Annotated in this window: 19 protein-coding genes; 9 read left to right on the top strand and 10 right to left on the bottom strand. The window is 66.5% G+C overall.

Annotation, left to right across the window (positions count from 1 at the left end):
* Positions 1–13: 13 nt before the first annotated feature.
* The 4 genes from AC1DY9_RS19855 to AC1DY9_RS19840 all read right to left on the bottom strand — a co-directional run bounded on the left by AC1DY9_RS19855 (position 14) and on the right by AC1DY9_RS19840 (position 4,093).
* Complete coding sequence (locus AC1DY9_RS19855; RefSeq protein WP_477667422.1) at positions 14–517, bottom strand: Lrp/AsnC family transcriptional regulator; 504 nt, start codon at positions 515–517, stop codon at positions 14–16.
* Positions 518–559: 42 nt separating this feature from the next.
* Positions 560–1,957, bottom strand: a complete 1,398-nt coding sequence (locus AC1DY9_RS19850; protein ID WP_477667421.1) for an aminotransferase class III-fold pyridoxal phosphate-dependent enzyme — start codon at positions 1,955–1,957, stop codon at positions 560–562.
* A gap of 159 nt (positions 1,958–2,116) precedes the next feature.
* Positions 2,117–3,043: a 2-hydroxyacid dehydrogenase gene (locus tag AC1DY9_RS19845; protein ID WP_477667420.1), complete on the bottom strand. Its 927-nt coding sequence runs from the start codon at positions 3,041–3,043 to the stop codon at positions 2,117–2,119.
* 150 nt (positions 3,044–3,193) lie between these two features.
* Positions 3,194–4,093 carry a GNAT family N-acetyltransferase gene (locus AC1DY9_RS19840; RefSeq protein ID WP_457282497.1) on the bottom strand — a complete coding sequence of 300 codons (900 nt, stop codon included), beginning with the start codon at positions 4,091–4,093 and terminating at the stop codon, positions 3,194–3,196.
* Here AC1DY9_RS19840 and AC1DY9_RS19835 point away from each other — a divergent pair.
* The 5 genes from AC1DY9_RS19835 to AC1DY9_RS19815 all read left to right on the top strand — a co-directional run bounded on the left by AC1DY9_RS19835 (position 4,092) and on the right by AC1DY9_RS19815 (position 7,169).
* Positions 4,092–4,289, top strand: coding sequence for a hypothetical protein (locus tag AC1DY9_RS19835; protein ID WP_457282498.1), 198 nt, complete (start codon positions 4,092–4,094; stop codon positions 4,287–4,289). The two genes, AC1DY9_RS19840 and AC1DY9_RS19835, sit on opposite strands and share 2 nt — an antisense overlap.
* Positions 4,290–4,357: 68 nt before the next feature.
* On the top strand, positions 4,358–5,026 hold the full coding sequence (locus AC1DY9_RS19830) for a haloacid dehalogenase type II (protein ID WP_431095011.1): 669 nt from the start codon (positions 4,358–4,360) through the stop codon (positions 5,024–5,026).
* A gap of 61 nt (positions 5,027–5,087) precedes the next feature.
* Positions 5,088–5,447 carry a cupin domain-containing protein gene (locus AC1DY9_RS19825; protein ID WP_457282499.1) on the top strand — a complete coding sequence of 120 codons (360 nt, stop codon included), beginning with the start codon at positions 5,088–5,090 and terminating at the stop codon, positions 5,445–5,447.
* Positions 5,444–5,821 (top strand): cupin domain-containing protein, encoded by a 378-nt coding sequence (locus AC1DY9_RS19820; RefSeq protein WP_457282500.1) that lies wholly within the window; start codon positions 5,444–5,446, stop codon positions 5,819–5,821. Before AC1DY9_RS19825 ends, AC1DY9_RS19820 begins: the two co-directional genes overlap by 4 nt.
* Positions 5,822–5,891: 70 nt before the next feature.
* On the top strand, positions 5,892–7,169 hold the full coding sequence (locus AC1DY9_RS19815; protein ID WP_457282501.1) for an NAD(P)/FAD-dependent oxidoreductase: 1,278 nt from the start codon (positions 5,892–5,894) through the stop codon (positions 7,167–7,169).
* 22 nt (positions 7,170–7,191) lie between these two features.
* Here the strand turns inward: AC1DY9_RS19815 and AC1DY9_RS19810 are convergent, their stop codons facing one another.
* The 6 genes from AC1DY9_RS19810 to AC1DY9_RS19785 form a co-directional block, all read right to left on the bottom strand.
* Positions 7,192–7,692 (bottom strand): Lrp/AsnC family transcriptional regulator, encoded by a 501-nt coding sequence (locus AC1DY9_RS19810; protein WP_477667419.1) that lies wholly within the window; start codon positions 7,690–7,692, stop codon positions 7,192–7,194.
* 32 nt (positions 7,693–7,724) lie between these two features.
* A complete protein-coding gene (locus tag AC1DY9_RS19805; RefSeq protein WP_477667418.1) occupies positions 7,725–9,077 on the bottom strand; it encodes an aspartate aminotransferase family protein in 1,353 nt (450 codons plus the stop codon).
* Positions 9,074–10,120, bottom strand: coding sequence for a phosphotransferase (locus tag AC1DY9_RS19800; RefSeq protein ID WP_477667417.1), 1,047 nt, complete (start codon positions 10,118–10,120; stop codon positions 9,074–9,076). The genes AC1DY9_RS19805 and AC1DY9_RS19800 overlap by 4 nt, the downstream gene beginning before the upstream one ends.
* On the bottom strand, positions 10,117–10,782 hold the full coding sequence (locus AC1DY9_RS19795) for a haloacid dehalogenase type II (protein ID WP_477667416.1): 666 nt from the start codon (positions 10,780–10,782) through the stop codon (positions 10,117–10,119). Before AC1DY9_RS19795 ends, AC1DY9_RS19800 begins: the two co-directional genes overlap by 4 nt.
* A gap of 144 nt (positions 10,783–10,926) precedes the next feature.
* Positions 10,927–12,252: an NAD(P)/FAD-dependent oxidoreductase gene (locus AC1DY9_RS19790; RefSeq protein WP_477667415.1), complete on the bottom strand. Its 1,326-nt coding sequence runs from the start codon at positions 12,250–12,252 to the stop codon at positions 10,927–10,929.
* A 53-nt stretch (positions 12,253–12,305) separates the two neighbouring features.
* Positions 12,306–13,778: an aldehyde dehydrogenase family protein gene (locus AC1DY9_RS19785; RefSeq protein ID WP_477667414.1), complete on the bottom strand. Its 1,473-nt coding sequence runs from the start codon at positions 13,776–13,778 to the stop codon at positions 12,306–12,308.
* A gap of 566 nt (positions 13,779–14,344) precedes the next feature.
* Here AC1DY9_RS19785 and AC1DY9_RS19780 point away from each other — a divergent pair.
* The 4 genes from AC1DY9_RS19780 to AC1DY9_RS19765 all read left to right on the top strand — a co-directional run bounded on the left by AC1DY9_RS19780 (position 14,345) and on the right by AC1DY9_RS19765 (position 19,766).
* A complete protein-coding gene (locus AC1DY9_RS19780) occupies positions 14,345–15,970 on the top strand; it encodes an ABC transporter substrate-binding protein (RefSeq protein ID WP_457282507.1) in 1,626 nt (541 codons plus the stop codon).
* Positions 15,971–16,070: 100 nt separating this feature from the next.
* Positions 16,071–17,027 carry an ABC transporter permease gene (locus tag AC1DY9_RS19775; RefSeq protein WP_457282508.1) on the top strand — a complete coding sequence of 319 codons (957 nt, stop codon included), beginning with the start codon at positions 16,071–16,073 and terminating at the stop codon, positions 17,025–17,027.
* 31 nt (positions 17,028–17,058) lie between these two features.
* Positions 17,059–17,928, top strand: a complete 870-nt coding sequence (locus AC1DY9_RS19770) for an ABC transporter permease (protein ID WP_457282509.1) — start codon at positions 17,059–17,061, stop codon at positions 17,926–17,928.
* A complete protein-coding gene (locus AC1DY9_RS19765; protein WP_457282510.1) occupies positions 17,928–19,766 on the top strand; it encodes an ABC transporter ATP-binding protein in 1,839 nt (612 codons plus the stop codon). The genes AC1DY9_RS19770 and AC1DY9_RS19765 overlap by 1 nt, the downstream gene beginning before the upstream one ends.
* The last annotated feature ends 87 nt before the right edge of the window (positions 19,767–19,853 follow it).

Genomic DNA, 19,853 nt, shown 5'->3' with positions numbered 1-19,853 from the left:
TTCTAAGCGCCGCTTAAACGTGGGATTGCATCAGCTGCTCGATCGGGTAGTAGTTCTTGACGAAGGGCGTCTTGATCACGATGTAGCTGAAGTATTTTTCGATACCGATGTTGGCCTCCAGCAAGCCTTCGACGATCTCCTGGTAGTGGTTCACGCCGCGTGTGACGAACTTCAGCAGGTAATCGTAGCCGCCGCTGACCAGGTGGCACTCGACGATCTCGTCGATCGGCCGGATGCTCATCTCGAACTTGACGAAGTCCTCGCGCTTGTGGTCCTGCAGCGTAACCTCCGTGAACACCAGCAGCGTGTCACCCAGCTTCTCCAGGCGGATCTGCGCGCCGTAGCCACCGATATAGCCGGCTTGTTCCAGCCGCTTCACACGCACCAGGCAGGGGCTGGGGGACAGGCCGACGGCATCGGCGATCTCGACGTTAGAGGCACGCCCGTTTTTTTGCAGATGGCACAGGATTCGCAGGTCGAGGCGGTCTAGCTTGGGATTGCCGGTGGAGGTGTTCATCGTTAATCCTTTTAAGCAAGTTCCAAGCCCAAGTCAATCAGGTCAAGCCAGCGCACGCCGCACGTCGGGCTGGTCGAGCACGCTGTCCAGCGTGCGGTTCAGCCGCTCGAACATCTGCTCGAACTCCGAGGGTGTGAAGCACAAAGCCGGCGCGAAGCCCAGGATACCGTCACCGAAAGCGCGGAAGATGAGGCCGTTCTCGTAGGCCGCTTTGGCGATGCGGTCGGGCAGCTGCAGCGCGGGGTCGAAGCTGGCTTTGGTGTATTTGTCGCTCACCAGTTCCAGCGCGCCCAGCAGCCCGCGTGAACGCGCGTCGCCCACCAGCGGATGGCGCAGCATGGAGCGCAATCCCGCCTCGAAGTGGGGCGCGACGCGCTGGCCGTTGGCGAGGATGCCGCCCTCTTCGTAAAGCCGTATCACTTCCAGCGCCACGGCGGCGCTCACCGGGTGCGCCGAGTAGGTCGCGCCATGGCCCACCAGGGCGCCGGCCGGCGTGCCGTCGGCAATGCCGGCGTACACACGTTTGGACATCAGCAGCGCACCCATGGGCGCATAGCCTGAGGTCAGCCCCTTGGCGACCGTCATCAGGTCCGGCGACACGCCCTCGGCGTCGCAGGCGAACATCGGGCCGGTGCGGCCGAAGCCGGTGATCACCTCGTCGGTCACGAACAGGATGTCCAGCTCATGGCAGGCCTGGTGCATGGCCTTGAGCCAGCCCGCGGGCGGCACGATCACGCCGCCCGAGCCCTGGATTGGTTCGCAGAAGAAGGCTGCGACGTTCTCCGCGCCCAGCGCGTTGACCTTCTCGCGCAGCGCGGCCACAGAAGCCGCGATCACCGCTTGCGCATCGCCGCCCACGGGGCTGCGGTAGGGATAAGGCGAGGGAATGTAGTGTTGGTCGGGGCGCGGCAGGTCGAAGCCGCGGTGGAAGGCGGGCAGGGCCGTCAGGCCGGCGCCGGTGGAAGAAGAGCCGTGGTAGCCGCGCTGCAGCGCGATGAAATGCTTCTTGCTCGGCCGGCCCGTGGCGTTGTAGTACTGCACGATGAGGCGCACGGCCGCATCAACCGCCTCGGAGCCGCCCAGCGTCAGGTACACGTGCTCCAGCCCGGGCGGAGAAATCTCCACAAGCTTGGCGGCCAGGCGGATGGCCGGTTCGCTGGCGTAGCTGAAATAACCCGTGGCGTAGGGCAGCTCGCGCATCTGGTGCGCGGCGGCTTCCACGACGCTTTCGTGGCCGTAGCCGATATTGACGCACCACAGGCCGGCGAAAGCATCCAGCAGTTCGCGGCCGTCGGCGTCGCGCAGCCAGGCGCCCTTGCCGGAGCGCAACACCGTGGCGCCGCGCCGCTCATGGCCGCGCCAGTTGGCCACAGGGTGGATCAGGTGCGCGCGGTCAAGCGCCACAAGCGAATCGAGGGAAAGGGTTTTGGTGGACATCATGGTTACAAGCTTAGGCGCGAGTGCGCAGCGGGTGCTGCGGCTTCCCCCCTTGCGCGCGCACGACCATGCTGTTGTTCGTACGCGTACGGTAGAAGATTCTGCGGTCAGGCTGGGTGATTCGCGTGATTCGCGGCCTCGGCCAGGCCTGGGATGGCGGGCTCAGTACCCGCGCGAGCGGTCCACCACGCCTTCAAGCGGCAGGCCGGCCTCATATCGCCGCAGGTTGTCCAGCAGCGCTTCGCCCGCGGTTCCAGCCTGGGTGGCGCTCGCGATGTGGGGTGTCAGCCAGATACGCGGATGGCTCCAGAACGGGTGTCCCTGCGCGGGCGGCTCCGGCTCGCAGACATCCAAAACCGCGGCCGAGAGCCGCCCGCTTTCCAGCGCGGCGAGCAGGTCCGCTTCCACCAGATGGCCGCCGCGCGCCGCGTTGACCACGCAGGCGCCTTCCGGCAGCGCGTCAAACACGCGCCGGCCGAAAATGCCGCGTGTTTCGGGGGTGAGCGGCAGCATGCATACCAGGATGTCGGCGCGGGCCAGGAATTCGTCCAGCTCCGCTTCACCGCTATAGCAGCGCACGCCCGGCTCGTCGCGCCGCGAGCGGTTCCAGCCCGTGCAGTCAAAGCCGAGCAGCCGCAGCTGCACAAGCGCCGCGCGCCCCAGCATGCCCATGCCCATCACGCCTACGCGCCGTGTGGAGGCGGGCCGCACAGGGTGCTCCTTCCATTGGCCCAGGCTTTGCTGCCGCAGGTACATCGGCATCTCCCGATGCAGCGACAACACGGCCCAGCTGACGTATTCACACATGCAGGCCGTCAGTCCCGGCTCCACCATCCTGACCACGGTAAGCCCGGGTGGCAGCGACGCGAAATCAAACTGGTCCACGCCGGCCCCCACCGAGAACAACACCTCCAGGTTGGGTAAGGCTTCGGCGATGCGCGGCGGCGGCTCCCAGGCCGCAAGAAAGCGCACTTGCGCCGGGTCCCCGATCTCGGGCCAGGTCTGGAACGGCAACTGCGGCATCCTGCGCGCGAACTGCTCAGCCCACACGGCCCCGCGCTGCGCCGGCCCTTTATAAAGGAAAGTCATCTCAGTTCTCCAGAAGCCGCAACGGCCCGCGATACGTTATAGCCACTGTCTGTGCAAGTGCACGCGCGGAACCGGCTTCGCCGGGCCGCAGAGTGAGCCCCCTGAGGGGGGAGCAGGCTACACGAAGTGAGCCTGAACGGGGGTGGCCCATCAGCCCATAGCTTGGGTAACCAGCGCCCAGCCGCCGACGGCCGGGCCTCGTGCCAGCGGGCCGTTGCGCACCATGGTTGTGACCGTGTCTACCCGGGGCAGGCCCTGCGCTTCAAGCCATTCGGGCAGGCCGCTGGCGGCGTCCACGTCGATGCGCAGGAACTTGCCGGCAAAGCGGCTGCACCAGTGGCCGATGAGCGCCTGCGCGCTGGTGAGGTCGGGTGCCACGACAGGACCGATGGCATGGCCGCGCCCGAAGCGCCGCACGACGGAAAAACCCACGGCTTCACCGCCGCGTGCCAGCACCACCGTCTCGCCGTCGCCCAGCAGCTGGCGCAGCATCGCATCGCGCGGCATGCCGGCGGCAATGGCATCCAGGGCAACGAGTGTCTTTGCGTCGTTGCGGCCCAGCGGGCGCAGCCGCTCGCCGGGCGCAAGGGCCACCAGTTGCGCCGGCGCGGCCGAACCCTGGTGCTGCCGGACCTCGCCTGTGATCTCGAAGCCCATGCGTTCATACAGGCCGCGACCTTCGGCCGTGGCGTGCAGCAGCACCGTGCGGTCTTGCAGGCCCGACATCACCGCATGCATGAGATGCTGGCCCACACGCTGGCCCTGCATGCGCGGCGACACCATCACGTGGCCTACCGTCGCGTGCTGTTTGCCCCAGGGCCAATGCAGCGCGGTACCTATCAGTTCACCGTCGCGCAGCGCCGCCACGCCCTCTCCATGCGCCAGGCTGAAGCGCCAGTCTTCCAGGCGATGCGGCCACCCGAACTCGCGTGACAGCCCCTGCGCCGCCTCCAGGTCGTCCTCCTTCAGCCGGCGAAGCGTTACGCCGTCGGGCAATGGACGGCCCACTGCCGCAAGCGCGGCCTGTGGAATGGAAACGTGGTCGGGCATGGGGCTTTCCTTCAAAAACGTCAAGGGCGGTTTGGGGAAGATGATGCTCGGCGCAAGGGCCGGCGGCTTGTACGATCTTGGCGCCGGCCGCGGCCGCTGGAAGAACGGCACAAAGCGCCTGGAGGCCGCGGTACTGCGAAGGAATGCTGCGTTCGCGCCGCGCAGAACCGCAACAACTGCGGCGGATGCTGCCTAGGATTGCTCCTATCCGAACCACCGCACCGCCTGAATTACTTCTCCATCCCACCATCCACGAGGCCAACCATGATTTTCCGACCCAAGTACATCTCCTTCGATTGCTACGGCACGCTCATCTACTTTCGCATGCACGAGGTGGCCTACGGCATTGTGGGAGACCAGCTTCCGCCCGAGCGCATGCAGCAGTTCATCAAGGACTTCAGCGCCCTGCGGCTGGATGAGGCCATGGGCGACTGGAAGCCTTACGACCAGGTGCTCAAGTCGGCATGGGCGCGCACCTGCAAGCGCCACGGGGTCGCTTACCGCGACGAGGACGGCCAGAAGTTCTACGACGCGGTGCCCACCTGGGGCCCGCACACCGACGTGCCGTTTTCGCTCACCCGCGTGGGCAACAAGATCCCGCTGGTGATCCTGTCCAACGCCATGAACGAGCAGATCGACGCCAACGTCCGCAAGCTCGAAGCGCCCTTCCACAAGGTGTACACCGCGCAGGACGCCGGCGCCTACAAGCCGCGCCTGCAGGCCTTCGAGTACATGTTCGACCAGCTGGGCTGCTCGCCGGACGACATCCTGCACGTGTCCTCCAGCCCACGCTACGACCTGATGTCGGCCCACGACATGGGCATCAAGAACAAGGTGTTCGTCAACCGCGGCCACGAGCCCAAGCCGAGCGAGTTCTACAGCCATGTGGAAATCCGCGACATCAACGGGCTGCCGGCGCTGGTCGGCCTGTAATCCGGCACACGCCTGACTTTCAGCCTGCCGTCTTCATTCAATCGCAAAGTACCCGATACCCATGAGCAACCTCACTTTCTTCAAACTCGACAACCTGGGTCCCGGCCGCGAGAGCGGCCCCTTGCCCGAGCGCCTGCTCGAGGGCAATCCACGCTTCGCGAACTGGGACGTGGAACAGACGGCCGACGGCAAGCTGCGCACCGGCGTGTGGGAAATCACGCCGGGCACGATCCGCTCAATCAAGGGCGGTGTCTGGGAGTACTGCCATATCCTCTCCGGTGTGTCGGAGCTGATCGAAGACGGCAAGGAACCCATCCGCATCCAGGCCGGCGACAACTTTGTCATGAAGCCGGACTACGTCGGCAAGTGGCGCTGCATCGAGACCACGCGCAAGATCTGGATCATCTACGGCAGCGCATGAGCGCGGCCCAAACTTCCATGCCCAACAATCTCCTCGTCACCTTCAAGCTCGACCAATTGGGCGAGCCGCGCGAATACCGGCCGCCGGCCGATCGTGTCATCGAAGGCGACATCGTGTGCCGCAGCTGGGACGTCGACAGCGCCAAGGACGGCAAGGTCCGCGCCGGCGTGTTCGAATCGACCCCGGGCGTCAACCGCTCCATCAAGGGCGACACCTGGGAGTTCTGCCTGATCCTCTCCGGCGTGGCGGAGATCACCGAGGACGGGCAGGCCCCGGTGACCTACCGGGCCGGCGATTGTTTCATCATGAAGCCCGGCTACACCGGCACCTGGCGCACGCTTGAAACCGTGCGCAAGGTCTGGGTCACGGCATGAGTGAGTCAGCCATGTTCGGGCTCGCGAACCAGTCCTTATTCAAGCAGACAACAATGACCCCGGAGGTGATATGAAACTGACATCCTATTGGCTGGACACATCGGAGCCCTTCAAGGGCGCCACCCCGGGGCCGGTGCAGGGCAGCTGCGACGTGGCGGTGATCGGTGGCGGCCTGACCGGTGCTTCGGCCGCGCTGGCGCTTGCCAGGAAGGGCGCGCGTGTCTTGCTGCTGGAAGCGGACACGATAGGCAACGCGGCATCCGGCCGCAACGGCGGCATGTGCAACAACGGCTTCGCCCAGGACTACGGCATGATGTCGGCCAAACTCGGCAAGGACGTCGCCAACCGGCTCTACCGGGCTTTTGATGCCGGGGTCGATTTGGTCGAACGCCTGGTGGTTGAAGAGAACATCGACTGCAGCTTCGCGCGCGTCGGCAAGATCAAGCTGGCGGCCAAGCCCGAGCACTACGACAAGCTGATGCGCAGCCAGGAGTTGCTGGCCGCCACGGTGGATCCCGATACGCATATGGTGAGCCGCGCGGATCTGGCAGGTGAAGTCGGTTCGGACCGCTACTACGGTGGGCTGGTCTACCGCAAGGGTGCTGGCATGCATGTGGGGCGCTTTGTGCGCGGCCTGGCGGAAGCGGCGGCGCGGCGCGGCGCCGAAATCCACGAGCACTCGCCGATGACGGCCCTGCGGCCTGCGTCTGGCGGCGGCCACATCGTCGAAACGCCAACGGGCCGACTCCATGCCAAGCAGGTTTTCCTGGCGAGCGGAACCTCGCAGACCGGGCCGCTGGGATGGATCCGGCGCAGGATCGTGCCGGTCGGCGCCTTCCTGATCGTCACCGAATCCCTACCGAAAGAGACGCTGGACCGGCTGCTGCCAAAACGCAGGATGGCGGTCGATACCAAGAACCTGGTCAACTACTTCCGCACTACACCCGATAACCGGCTGCTCTTCGGGGGACGCGCTCGCTTTGCCGTCTCCGATCCGGCCTCGGACGAAAAAAGCGGCGCCATCCTGCGCACTGCACTGCACGAGGTGTTTCCCGAACTCCGCGATGCGCGCATCGACTATTGCTGGGGCGGCATGGTCGACATGACCCGTGACCGGCTGCCACGCGCTGGCGAGCGCAACGGCATCTATTACTCCATGGGTTACAGCGGCCACGGCACCCAGATGTCGACACTGATGGGAAGCATCATGGCGGAGGTCATGGACGGGCGCACCGACCTGAACCCCTGGAAAGACTTCACCTGGCCGGCCATCCCGGGCCACTTCGGCCCTCCCTGGTTCCTGCCGCTGGTCGGCGCCTACTACCGCCTCAAGGACAAGCTGTCCTGAAGACCGTTGAGGATCGTGGCCTTCAGGCCCGGTCCAGCTGCGCCGCGATGAGATGGAGCGGGTGCGTCCGCTTGCCCGATGACTGGCGCAAAACAATCCGGCTCGTGAACTTTCCGATTCCGATATCTTCCTGCAGCAGGCTCTCCATCAACGCCTGGAAATGGGCGACGTTCGGCGCTACGATTTTCAACAGGTAGTCGTAACCGCCGCTGAGGTTGTACCACTCGACGATTTCGTCGTGCCGGTCCACGGCCTGCTCGAACTTGCGGAAGTCCGGAGGCCGATGGCTGCTGATCGTCACCTCGGAAAAAACCACCACACAATTGCCCAGCTTCTCCAGCGCGATGTGGGCGCCATAACCGCGAATCACGCCGATTTCCTGCAGTCGTTTTGTCCGTACCAGGCACGGGCTCTGGCTGAGGCCGACGGCGTCGGCCAGCTCGACGTTCGAGCAGCGCCCCTCGCGCTCGAGGTGTGCGAGGATCTTGAGGTCGAAGCGGTCGAGGGACGTGGCTGGGGTCATGGCCGGATGGTAGCGCCGGATACCGAATGCGGCTAGTGAGTACCGGCCGCCCGCGCTTCGGCCAGGGATTCGTCGAGCGCCTGGATGACGAGGCCGGCCTGGTCCGCCGACAGCACCAGCGGCGGGCGAATCTTGAGCACGTTGTGCCCCATCGCGCAGGCGCTGATCAGCACGCCCTTGTCGCGCATCCGGTTGACCACCTGACTCGTCAGGCCGCGGTCCGGCGCGCGCGATGCCCGGTCTGAGACCAGTTCGACCCCGACAAACATGCCGGCACCGCGCACGTCACCGATAGCCTCGTGGCGGGCTGCCAGGGTGGCGATGCCGTCGTGAAGAATCTTGCCCACCTTGGCGGCATGCTGCACCAGACCGTCCCGCTCTATCGTGTCCAGTACCGCCAGTGCCGCCGCGCAGGAAACGGTGTTGCCCGCGAAGGTGTTGAAGTAGCGCGAGCTCTTGCCGAATTCGGCCAGCACGTCGGCGGTCGCCAGCAATCCCGCGATGGGTTGGCCGTTGCCCATCGGTTTGCCCATGGTGACGATGTCGGGCACCACGCCATGGCGCTGGAAACCCCAAAGGTGTTCGCCGGTCCGGCCGAAGCCGGGCTGCACTTCGTCGGCAATGAAGAGGCCGCCCGCCCGCTTGATCGCGTCGACTGCACCCTTCAGGAAGCCTTGCGGTCCGGGGAGTATGCCGTCGCTGGTGAACAGTGAATCGACAATCAGCGCGGCCGGCTGGATGCCGTGGCGCCGCAGGTCGGCGATGGCCGCCTCGACGTCGCGTGTGAAGCGCTCGGACAGGTCGGCGCCCCCGGCGTGGTACTGGCGCGGCGCCGGCACCAGGCGCACATGCACGCCGAGATCGACGCTCACGCCCAGCGAGGGCGAGAACTTGGCCACCGCATCGGTGATGCCGTGGTAGGCGGTGTCGGTCACGATCATGCCGGTGCCGCCGGTGCGGACCTTGGCGATGCGATAGGCGAGGTCGTTGGCCTCGCTGCCCGTGCAGGTCAGCATCAGGTGGGCCAGGTCGGTCCCCGGCACGCTGGCGAGCAGGCGTTCGGCCAGTTCGAGGATCGTGTCGTGCAGATAGCGCGTGTTGGTCGCCAGCGTCTGCACCTGCCGGCAGATCGCCTCGGTCACCGCCGGGTGGCAATGCCCGAGCGAGGTGACGTTGTTGTAGGCGTCGAGGTAGCGGCGTCCCTCGGGGTCGATCAGCCAGGCACCTTCGCCGCGCACGATGTGCAGCGGCCGCTCATACATCAGGCGGTAGGCCGGGCCGAGCAGGGCGTCGCGGCGCGCGATCATTTGCGCGGTGGCCGGGTCCACGTCGGCGCGGCCGGGGATATAGGCATTGACCATGTTCAGGTCGGTGGTGCTTTTCATTGATGGGCTCCTGTTTGTACGTGTACGCCGGCCAGCAGCCGGTCGCGTGCGGTGTCGCGGGAAAGATCGGCCATCTGGGACAAACCTTCCCATGCCGCGGGGTTGTGCCGCATGATGTAGGCGCGGTTCTCGGGATAACGCGCGGCGCGCCATTCCGAAATCAACGCCGTGATGAGGTGTCGCGTGGCCAGGAGATCGGCAAGGACCTCCTGTTCGGCGCCGGTCAGCGGCAGCACCGCGTGATAGGCGGCCACGAACTGGGCCGGTCCCTCGAAAGGGTCGGGGTTGCCGGCCATGTGGAAGGCGGCGGCCGTCGCCACCTCGCCGACCAGCGGTGCGTGCACCATGTCGCCGAAGTCGATGATGCCCACGATGCGCGCCGGGTCGTCGGGTGCGACCAGCACGTTGTAGAGGTGGTAGTCGTTGTGGATCACCTGGGACCGCAGCGATGACAGGCGCGGCAGCACGTGCGTGGTGAAGCGCGTCATGAAGGCCTGGGCCAGCGCGCGCTGCTTGCCGTCCACGAGGCTGCCCAGCTGTTCGCCCAGGCGATGCGCCGTGGCGACGTTCCACAGCAGGTCATGCGCCGCGCCCGGATGCGCGAAGCCTTGCAGCGCGCGGTTCAAGCCGGCAAGCCCGGCGCCCATGGCGCACCGCTGTTCGGCGGTGCGCACGGTCTCGCGAATCTGGATGCCGTCCAGGTAGCTCAGCATGCGCACGCGTGTCTGGACGCCCCCGGCTAGCGCGACCGTGTCGTGCGTGTGTCCTTGGAGTGTTCGCACGACGCGCGGCACCGGCTGGTCCGGTGACATGCGGGCGATGTGGTCTAGCGCCGCGATCTGGAAGTCGACGACCGCGGGGGACTCCGACGGGTTGCTGATCTTCAGGACGTAGCGAGAGCCGTCGGCCGCCTCTACCAGGCAGTTCTGGTCGCGCTCGCCCGCCAATGGCCGGGTGGAACCCTCGATGCCGTAGAGGCGGCGGACCAGGGCCTCCACTGCCGCCGGCGCGAGGTCGGGCGCGGTGGTGCTCAGCGCCGTCATAGGCCGAGCAGGCCGGGAAGCTGGCGGACGTCGGTCAAACGGCTGACACCGTAGGCGTCGGAAGTCGGTTCATGCCCGCGGTCTATGAAGGCCTTGGCCATGAAGCCCAGGTCGGAGGCCGTCATCAGGTCGTAGCGAAAGCTCGACGAGACGTGCATCATCTGGTCGGGCGCGCATCCGAGCTGGTCGAACATGTACTCGAAGGCCTGGAAGCGCGGTTTGTAGGCGCGCGCTTCCTCGGCGGTGTAGACCGCGTGGAACTTCGCCTTCAGGTGGGCGACGCTGGCCGGGATCAGGTCGACCATAGAGTTCGAGAGGATCACCAGCGGCACGTGCGGCGCGATCGCCTCCAGAACCTCGACGACGTTCGGGTGCGGTTGCCAGGCGGGAATGGCGTCGTACAGCGCGATGGCATCCGATGGCTGGCAGGCTATGCCGTGCGCCTTGCAGGCACGGCGGATCGAATTCTCCACAACCTCGAAGAAGGGCTTCCACTCGCCCAGGACCTCGTCGAGTCGATAGGCGCGAAAGCTGTCCAGGAAGGCCGGCATCCGGCCGGCCGGAACGCGGTCTTTGAACAGGCTTTTGGCGGTCGGGCCCATCTCGAAGTTGATGAGCGTGCCGTAGCAGTCGAAGCTGATGAATTTGGGTTTGAATGTCATAGAAGGATCCACGCTGTTGGGATGGATATAAGTCTATGAATTCCCCGCCTTCCGAAATGCCGCATTCACATGCGGTGCAAGTGGAATCCGTTTCAATCCGGGGGCTTGCCGGAATTTTGCTTGGCCCCGGTTTGCAAATGCCCTTTAGAAATCGGCCACCTTGCCCCACATCGACTCCTTGAACCGGGCGGGGTCGAAAGGTTTCGGATCGAAGATCGGCTCGGCCCCCGACACGATGTCGGCAATCAGGTGGCCGGCGCCGGGGCCAATGCCGAAACCGTGTCCCGAAAAACCCGCGGCCAGGATGAGGCCGGGCACCTGCGGCAGTTCCCCGATACCCGGCACGCCGTCGGGCGTGCTGTCGATATAGCCCGCCCAGGTGTTGGCGATGCGGGCTTCGCGCAGCGCGGGCAGCAAGTCGACGGCACGGCGGTGGATTTCGCGGACACCCGCGGGGTCGGGCTTGGGGTTGAGGATGCGCGCCCGTTCCATGGGGGTGGGGGCGTCCAGCTTCCATCGCGCGCGGGTTTCGTGGCCCCAGCGTATGCCTTCCAGGCCGCCGGGAAACACGTTGCGCCAGCGCTTGGCGAACATCGGGATGAACTGCGGCGCGAAGCGCAGCAGCTGCGGCGTGGGGTCGGCGCGCCCACGGCCGCTGATGGCCAGCACGTAATGGCCGTCGGGGCGCCGGGTGATGGCGACGCGCGGGCTGGTCAGCGCTGCCGGCAGTTGCTGCGCCACCGGCGACAGGCGCACGATGGACTGGCGTATCGTGGCGAGCGGAAACTGCACGCCGAGCTGGTTGCAGAACGAAGACGCCCACGCACCGCCCGCGAGAACCGCGGTGCGGGTCTTGATGGTCCCTGCTTCGGTGACGACGCCGCTGAGCCGGCCGCCCTCCATCTCGATGCCGCGCGCGGCGCAGTTCTGGTGGACGGTGCCGCCGAGCTTCATGAGCGCGGCCGCCACGGCAGGCGCCGCCTTGGCCGGGTCGGCCGTCCCGTCGCTGGGTGAGAAGACGCCGCCCTTCCACGCGCGGCCGGTCGCCTGGCCCCGCTCCGAAGCTTCGCGGCCGCTCAGCATGTGTGTGGTCACGCCGGCGGTCGTGGCGAATTCGCGCCACTTGGCCCAGCCTGCAATCTGGGCTTCGTCATCGCTGAGGTACAACAAGCCGCAGCGCGTGAAGCCGGTGTCTTCGCCGCTGTCGGCGGCAAACTGGTCCCAGAGTTCGAGGCTTTTGGTGGCCATGGGCAGCTCGCGCGCATCGCGGTTCTGCTGGCGGCACCAGCCCCAGTTGCGGCTCGATTGTTCGGCGCCGATGTGGCCTTTTTCGACCAGTGCGACCGACATGCCGCGCTTGGCCAGGTAGTAGGCGGTAAAGACACCGATGATCCCGCCGCCGATCACGACGACATCGGCGCTGGCTGGCGGGGTGCTGGAAGTCTCGAGGAGGCGCAGGGGCTGGGACATGGATGGATTCTGGTCGTTGTTGGATGTCTGCATTTTTTGCACCAAGGCCGCGCTCATGCCGGCTGCTCCTGCCCGAAACCAAGAATTGCCTTGGTTTCCAGGTACTCCTCAAGGCCTTCGATGCCGTATTCGCGGCCATTGCCCGAGCGCTTGTAGCCGCCAAAGGGGGCATGGGGGCTCCAGGCCGGGTAGTTGATGTGCACCTGCCCCGAGCGGATGCGCGCCGCAACCGCACGCGCCGCGGGGAGGTCCTGGCCCTGCACGTGCGCGCCCAGGCCGTAGACCGTGTCGTTGGCGATCTCTACCGCCTCATCCACGCTGTCGTAGGCGATGATCACAAGCACCGGCCCGAAGATTTCTTCCTGCGCGATCTGCATTTGGGAGTTCACGCCGGAGAAGATGGTCGGGCGGCAATAGAAGCCGCGTTCCAGGCCCTCAGGCCGGCCGGGGCCGCCGCAAATGAGGCGCGCACCCTCGGCAATCCCGGTGGCAATCATTTCCTGCACCCGGTTGAACTGCGCGCGGTTGGCCACCGGGCCGTGCGTGGTCTGCGGYGAGAGCGGATCGCCCACGACAAAGCTCAAGGCCGCTTCGAGCACGATCCGCTCAACCTCCTGCAGGCGCTCGCGTGGCACGATCATGCGGGTCGGCGCGCTGCAAGACTGGCCGACGTTGCGAAAGGCGGCCGCCACGCCCGCCGGTACGGCGCGAGCCAGGTCCGCGTCCGGCAGGATCACGTTGGGCGATTTGCCGCCGAGCTCCTGGGCCACACGTTTGACCGTCGGGGCCGCCGCCTGGGCCACCAGCACGCCGGCCCGGGTCGAGCCGGTGATCGAGATCATGTCCACGTCTGGATGCGCCGACAGCGCGGCGCCGACCTCGGGCCCATTGCCGCTCACCAGGTTGAACACACCCGGCGGGATGCCGGCGTCGTGCACCACCTCGGCAAACAGCAAGGCGCTCAGCGGCGACAGCTCGCTGGGTTTGAGGACCACGGTGCATCCGGCGGCCAGGGCGGGGCCGACCTTGGCGGTGATCTGGTAGAGCGGCCAGTTCCAGGGCGTGATCAGGCCGCACACGCCAATGGCCTCGCGCTGGATAGTCACGCCCTCCCGGTGGGAGAGGAAGGGATAGCTGGCCAGGTTGTCACGGGCCACGCGGATGTGCTCGGCTGCGACCGGCACCTGTGTGCTGCGCGCAAAGCCGATGGCGGCGCCCATCTCCAGTGAGATCGCCTGGGCGAACAGTTCCGCCCGCTCAAGGATCAGGGCGTGGACGCGGCCGAGCAGCAAGGCCCGGCTTTCGGTGGAACTGACGGACCAGCTGGCGAAGGCGCTGCGGGCAGCGGCCACAGCCGTCGCGACGTCTTCAGAGGTTCCCAAGGCGATCTGTGCGATGGGCTCCTCGGTCGACGGGTTGATGACGCTAGCCCGGGCTTGCCCTGCGGGCAGGACCCACTCGCCGTCTATGAACAGGCGATCCAGCCGGCCGGCGGCTTTGAGCTGCTCAACAAGGGAGACGTTCATGGGCGCATATCCTTTGCCGCGGCGCGGTTGATTCCGCGCTGCACCGCGGGGAAATTGCCCTTGCGGAACCCCCGCATTGTGTCGTCATATTCCATGCTTTCCCTCTCAAAAGAATCGAAGTCATGGTACGCCCTTGACCGGAATTGATCTGCCGTTTAAGCGTGGGCATTCGGCATGAACGGTGCGCAAGCGGCGCACAACCGCAGCATCTGCGGCGGTGCTTCAATAGCATTCATTGCATGGCGCCGGCGAACCGGCACAGGCTTTGCACCACCCCCTCCAGGAGGACGCTTTCATGAGCTCTCGTCCCAAGTCCACCGGCTTCGATTGCCGCGGCACGCTGACTGGTTTTGCCATGCGCCGGGTAGCCCGCACGCGCCGCGGCATCGCAAGGGCGGGCTGCCTGAGCCGGACAGCAAGCCATCGGGGGCGCGCCGCACACCATGCCGCCGGCTATCCGCAAAACCGCAGTTTTAACCAAGCGCCCCGGCGTGATCGAGGTATATCCCCGGTCGGCAGGTGCTCCAATGCCTTTACCCCACCCACGAGATGACTAGGAGAAAACCATGGCAGATAACAAGCAGCTGAACGGCCTCATCGGCCCCGAAGAGAGCACACGCATCCTGGGTGCGTTGCAGCGCGGCGCGAGCCGGCGCGATGTATTGGCCATGTTGACGGCCGGCGGCATGCAGGCGGCCCTGGCCGGCAGCATTGCGGGCCTTGCCGCGAATGCACAGGCGCAAACGCCAACGCCGCGCAAGGGCGGCCGCATCAAGGTGGCGGGCGCGGTCTCCTCCGTGAGCGACACGCTGGACCCGGCCAAGCAGGCCAACCAGGCCGACTACGCCCGCGGCTTCACTTTCTACAACGGGCTGACCTGGCTGGACAGCAGCCTCACGCCCCAGCCCTCGCTGGCCGAGGAGTTCACCACCAAGGATGCCAAGACCTGGATCTTCAAGCTGCGCAAGGGCGTGACCTTCCACGACGGCAAACCGCTCGCGCCGGCCGACGTGGTGTTCTCCATGATGCGCCACAAGAACCCGGCCACCGGCTCCAAAGCCAAGGTGCTGGCCGACCAGATCGAAGACGTGACGGCCTCCGGCCCCAATGAAGTCACCATCCGCCTGGTGGCCCCCAACGCCGACCTGCCGGCCATCCTGGGCACCTACCACTTCCACATCATCAAGGACGGCACGACCGACTTCAACGCCGGTATCGGCACGGGCCCCTACAAGGTCAAGGAGTTCAAGCCCGGCGTGCGTTCCATCGGCGTGCGCAACGAGAGCTACTGGAAGCCCGGCCGCCCCTACCTGGACGAGATCGAGTACGTGGGCATCAGCGACGAGTCGGCGCGCGTCAACGCGCTGCTGGCGGGTGAGCTGGACCTGATCGGCACGGTCAACCCGCGCTCGATCGACCGCGTCAACGCCAGCGGCAAGGCCGCCATCTTCGAGACCAAGGGCGTTTCGTATACCGACCTGATCATGCGGCGCGACAGCGGCCCGGGCGCCAACCCGGACTTCGTGATGGCCATGAAGCTGCTGTTCAACCGCGAACAGATGCTCAAGTCCATCCAGCTGGGCCGCGGCGTTGTGGCCAACGACCAGCCCATCGCGCCGGGCAACCGCTTCTTCTTCAAGGGCCTGCCGCAGCGCCCCTACGACGCCGACAAGGCCAAGTGGCACCTGAAGAAGGCCAACCTGGGCAGCGCCGCCATCCCGATGGTGGCCTCGTCCGCGGCCACCAGCTCGGTGGAGATGGCGCTGGTGCTGCAGCATGCGGCGCGGCAAGCCGGCCTGAACCTGGATGTGCGCAATATGCCGGCCGACGGTTACTGGTCGCAGCACTGGATGAAACACCCGATCAATTTCGGCAACGTCAATACGCGCCCCACGGCCGACCTGGCCCTGACGCTGTTCTTCAAGTCCGATGCGCCCTGGAACGAAGCGGGCTGGAAGAGCGAGAAGTTTGACCAGCTGCTGGTGGGCGCGCGCGCCGAAACCGACACGGCCAAGCGGACCCAGATGTACGCCGACATGCAGACGCTGATCAACCAGGACGGCGGCATCGGTATCCCGATGTTCCTCTCCAGCCTGGACGGCCACAACAAGAAGCTCAAAGGCCTGCAGGTGAACCCGCTGGGTGGGATGATGGGCTACGGCTTTGCCGAACACGTGTGGCTGGAAGGATGACTCCCCCCCGAAGCGCCTTCGGCGCCTCCCCCCTAGGGGGGCGCCCTCTGCGGCCCGGCAAAGCCGGTTCCGCGCCGGCACTTGAATGGAAGAGCCTCGTATGAATCTCACTATCCTGAAACTGGTCGGCGGCCGCATACTCGCCGGGCTCGGCTCACTGCTGGCGGTGTCGGTGGTGGTGTTCGCCATCACCTCCGTGCTGCCGGGCGACGCGGCCGAAGAGAAGCTGGGGCAGGACGCTACGCCCGAGGCGGTGAAGGCCTTGCGCACCGAGATGGGCCTGGACCGAAGCCCGGTGCTGCGCTACTTCGACTGGCTGGGCGGCATGGCCAAGGGCGACGCGGGCAAGTCCGTGGTCACCGGCATGCCGGTGGGTGAGGCCATCGCCAGCCGCCTGCCCGCTTCGCTGCAGCTGGCCGCGGTGACGACGGTGTTTTCCGTCCCGCTTGCCCTCGGCCTGGGCATTTTGTGCGCCTTGCGGCGCGGCTCGGCTTTCGACCGTTTCACCAGCATGGCGACAGTGGCCGTCGTGTCGGTGCCGGAATTCCTGGTGGCCACGCTGGCAGTGCTGGTGTTCGCGGTGCAACTGAAATGGCTGCCAGCGCTGTCGTACGCGGTCGACGTTTCGTCGCCAGGCGAGATGCTGCGCTCTTTCGCGTTGCCGGTGCTCAGCCTGGGCAGCGTGATCGTGGCCCAGATGCTGCGCATGACGCGCGCGGCCGTCATCGACCAACTGGCCGCGGCCTATATCGAGATGGTGCGGCTCAAAGGCGCCAGCGCCGCGCGCACCGTGCTGTTCCACGCGCTGCCGAATGCCATCGGCCCGATCGCCAACGCAGTGGCGCTGAGCCTTTCTTACCTGCTTGGCGGCGTGATCATCGTCGAGGTGATCTTCAATTACCCGGGCATCGCCAAGCTCATGGTGGACGCCGTCGCGCAGCGGGACATGCCACTGGTGCAGGCCTGCGCCATGATCTTCTGCTCGGCCTACCTTGTCCTGGTGATGCTCGCCGACGTGTGCGGCATCGTCGCCAATCCCCGATTGAGGCATCAATGAGCACCGCAGCGCGCCGCGCGGAGATTTTCCTATGACTATTGCAACACTTGCTTCTTCGACGGCCGTTACCCGGCGCCGCGCCTGGCTCGTAGGCTGGTCGCGCGCCGGCAAACTCGGGCTGGCCGTACTGGCCTTCTGGGTGGCCGTGGGGATCTTCGCCTGCTTCGTGCCTGACAGCGCGCTTGGCGAGATGTCCGACGCCGGCGTGTTCCAGGACATGAGCGCGCAGCATTGGCTCGGCACTGACTACCTGGGCCGCGACATGCTCACGCGCATCGTTGTCGGCACACCGTACACCATCGGTGTGGCCTTTGTCGCAACGCTGATTGCCTGCGGCGTGGGCGCGGTTCTCGGGCTGCTGGCCGCCGTGGCGGGTGGCGCGGTCGATGCTGTGCTCAGCCGCGTGCTGGACACGCTGGTGTCCATCCCGAGCAAGATGTTCGCGCTGGTGGTGATCGCCGGTTTCGGCTCTTCGGTTCCGCTGCTGATTGCGGTGACGGCCGTCGTCTACGCGCCGGGCGCCTACCGCATCATCCGTTCGCTGGCCGTGAACATCAACGCCATGGACTACGTGCTGGTGGCGCGTGCCCGCGGCGAACGCCGGGCCTACATCATGCGCCGCGAGATCCTGCCCAACATCACCGGCCCGTTGCTGGCCGACATGGGCCTGCGCTTTGTCTACGCCCTGCGCTTGCTGGCGAGCCTGAGCTTCCTGGGCCTGGGCGTGCAGCCGCCGATGGCTGACTGGGGCTCCCTGGTGCGCGAGAACCTCGGTGCCTTGCCGCTGGGTGGCGTGTCCGTGCTCGCCCCAGCCTTCGCGATCGCCGCGCTGACCATCGCGGTCAACCTGGTGATCGACAACCTGCCGGGCCATACCGACGCTGACCGGGAGAAACATTAATGGGTGCCACTGTCCTCGTGAATGACTTGCGCGTCGTGGCGCAAGCCGCCGGCGGCGATACAGAGATCGTCAAAGGCGTTTCCTTCAGCATCGAGCCCGGCGAGGTGCTGGCGCTGATCGGTGAGTCCGGCTCGGGCAAGACCACCATAGGCCTGGCGCTCATGGGCTATGCGCGGCACGGCTGCCGCATCTCCGGAGGCAGCGTGCGTATCGGCGATACCGATGTGCTGGGCCTGTCTGAATCAGAACGGCGCCGCCTGCGCGGCCGCCGTGTCTCTTACATCGCGCAGAGCGCGGCCGCTTCCTTCAATCCGTCGCGCACCATCATGGACCAGGTGGTCGAAACCGCCCACATCCATTCCCTGATGCCGCGCTCCGAGGCCGAGAAAAAAGCCGTGACGCTGTTCCGCGAGCTGGCACTACCGCAGCCCGACAGCATCGGCCAGCGTTACCCGCACCAGGTTTCGGGCGGGCAGTTGCAGCGCCTGATGGCCGCGATGGCGCTGATGAGCGACCCGGACCTGGTGATCTTCGACGAGCCCACCACGGCGCTGGACGTCACCACCCAGATCGAGGTGTTGCACGCCTTCCGCCGCGTGGTGCGCGAGCGTCAGACCACGGCGGTCTACGTCACGCACGACCTGGCGGTGGTGGCCCAGATGGCCGGCCGCATCCTGGTGCTGCGCGACGGCGCCGAGCGCGAGATCGGCACCACGGCGCAGATCATCAACACGCCGAAGGACGACTACACGCGCAGCCTGATCGCCGCGGCCAATCCCAAGGCGCGCAGCGGCGAGACGGTGGCCGAAGGCGCTACGCCGCTGCTGCAGGTGCGCAATCTGGTCGCCGGCTATGGGCCCCTGGACAAGCACGGCCGGCCCGCCTCACCGGTGCTCGACGATGTGAGCCTGACCCTGTACCGCGGCCAGGCGATCGGCGTCATCGGCGAGTCCGGCTCCGGCAAGACCACGCTGGCCCGTGCCGTCGCTGGCCTGATCGGCCCCGCCCGCGGCCAGATCATGTTCGACGGCAAGCCGCTGCCACGCCTGGTGTCGCAGCGCTCGCCCGAGGAGCTGCGCCGCATCCAGATCGTGTTCCAGATGGCGGATACGGCGCTCAATCCTGCGCACACCATTTCCGACATCCTCGCGCGGCCGCTGCAGCTGTACCGCGGCTTGAAGGGCGAGGCCCTGAACAAACGCATCGCGCAGCTGCTCGACCTCGTGCAACTGCCGCAGGCCTGTGCCCGGCGCCTGCCTGCGGGGCTTTCCGGCGGGCAGAAGCAGCGCGTCAACCTGGCGCGCGCGCTGGCCGCCGACCCCGACCTGATCTTGTGCGACGAAGTCACCTCGGCGCTGGACACGGTCGTGGGCGCCGCCATCCTGGACCTGCTGGCTCAGCTGCGCAAGGAGCTCGGGGTCTCGTACATGTTCATCAGCCACGACATGAACACCGTGCGCGCGGTGTGCGACGAGATCGTGGTGCTGTACGCCGGCCAAAAGGTGGAGTCGCTGACCCGGTCGGCTTTCGCGCATGCGCCGCGTCATCCGTATTTCCATTTGCTGGCCAATTCCGTCCCTGAGTTGCGCCCGGGATGGCTCGATGAAGTCGGAGCGGCGCAGCGCGCGGCCCTGCCGCTGGTGCAGGCGCCTGTCGACCGCGCGGGCATCTGCAGCTTCCTGGACCGTTGCCCCCTGCGCGTGGCCGGCGTGTGCGACAGCAAGACGCCGCCGCGGCACGAACTCGAAGGCGGCGTGGAGGTCTTCTGCCACCGCAGCGCCGACGAATTGCTGCAACTGCAGCAGACCCAGGCGCTGCCGCGTGAATGCACGGCCTGATCCGCACTGCCGACCTTGAGAGCGCCGCGTGCATATCGAGATCGGCGTCCTTGGGTGCCATCGGGAATTTTTTCGTTGAACTGAACT

It is taken from the genome of Polaromonas sp. P1_F6, assembly GCF_056405695.1.
This window is presented reverse-complemented; position numbering and strand designations above follow the sequence as displayed.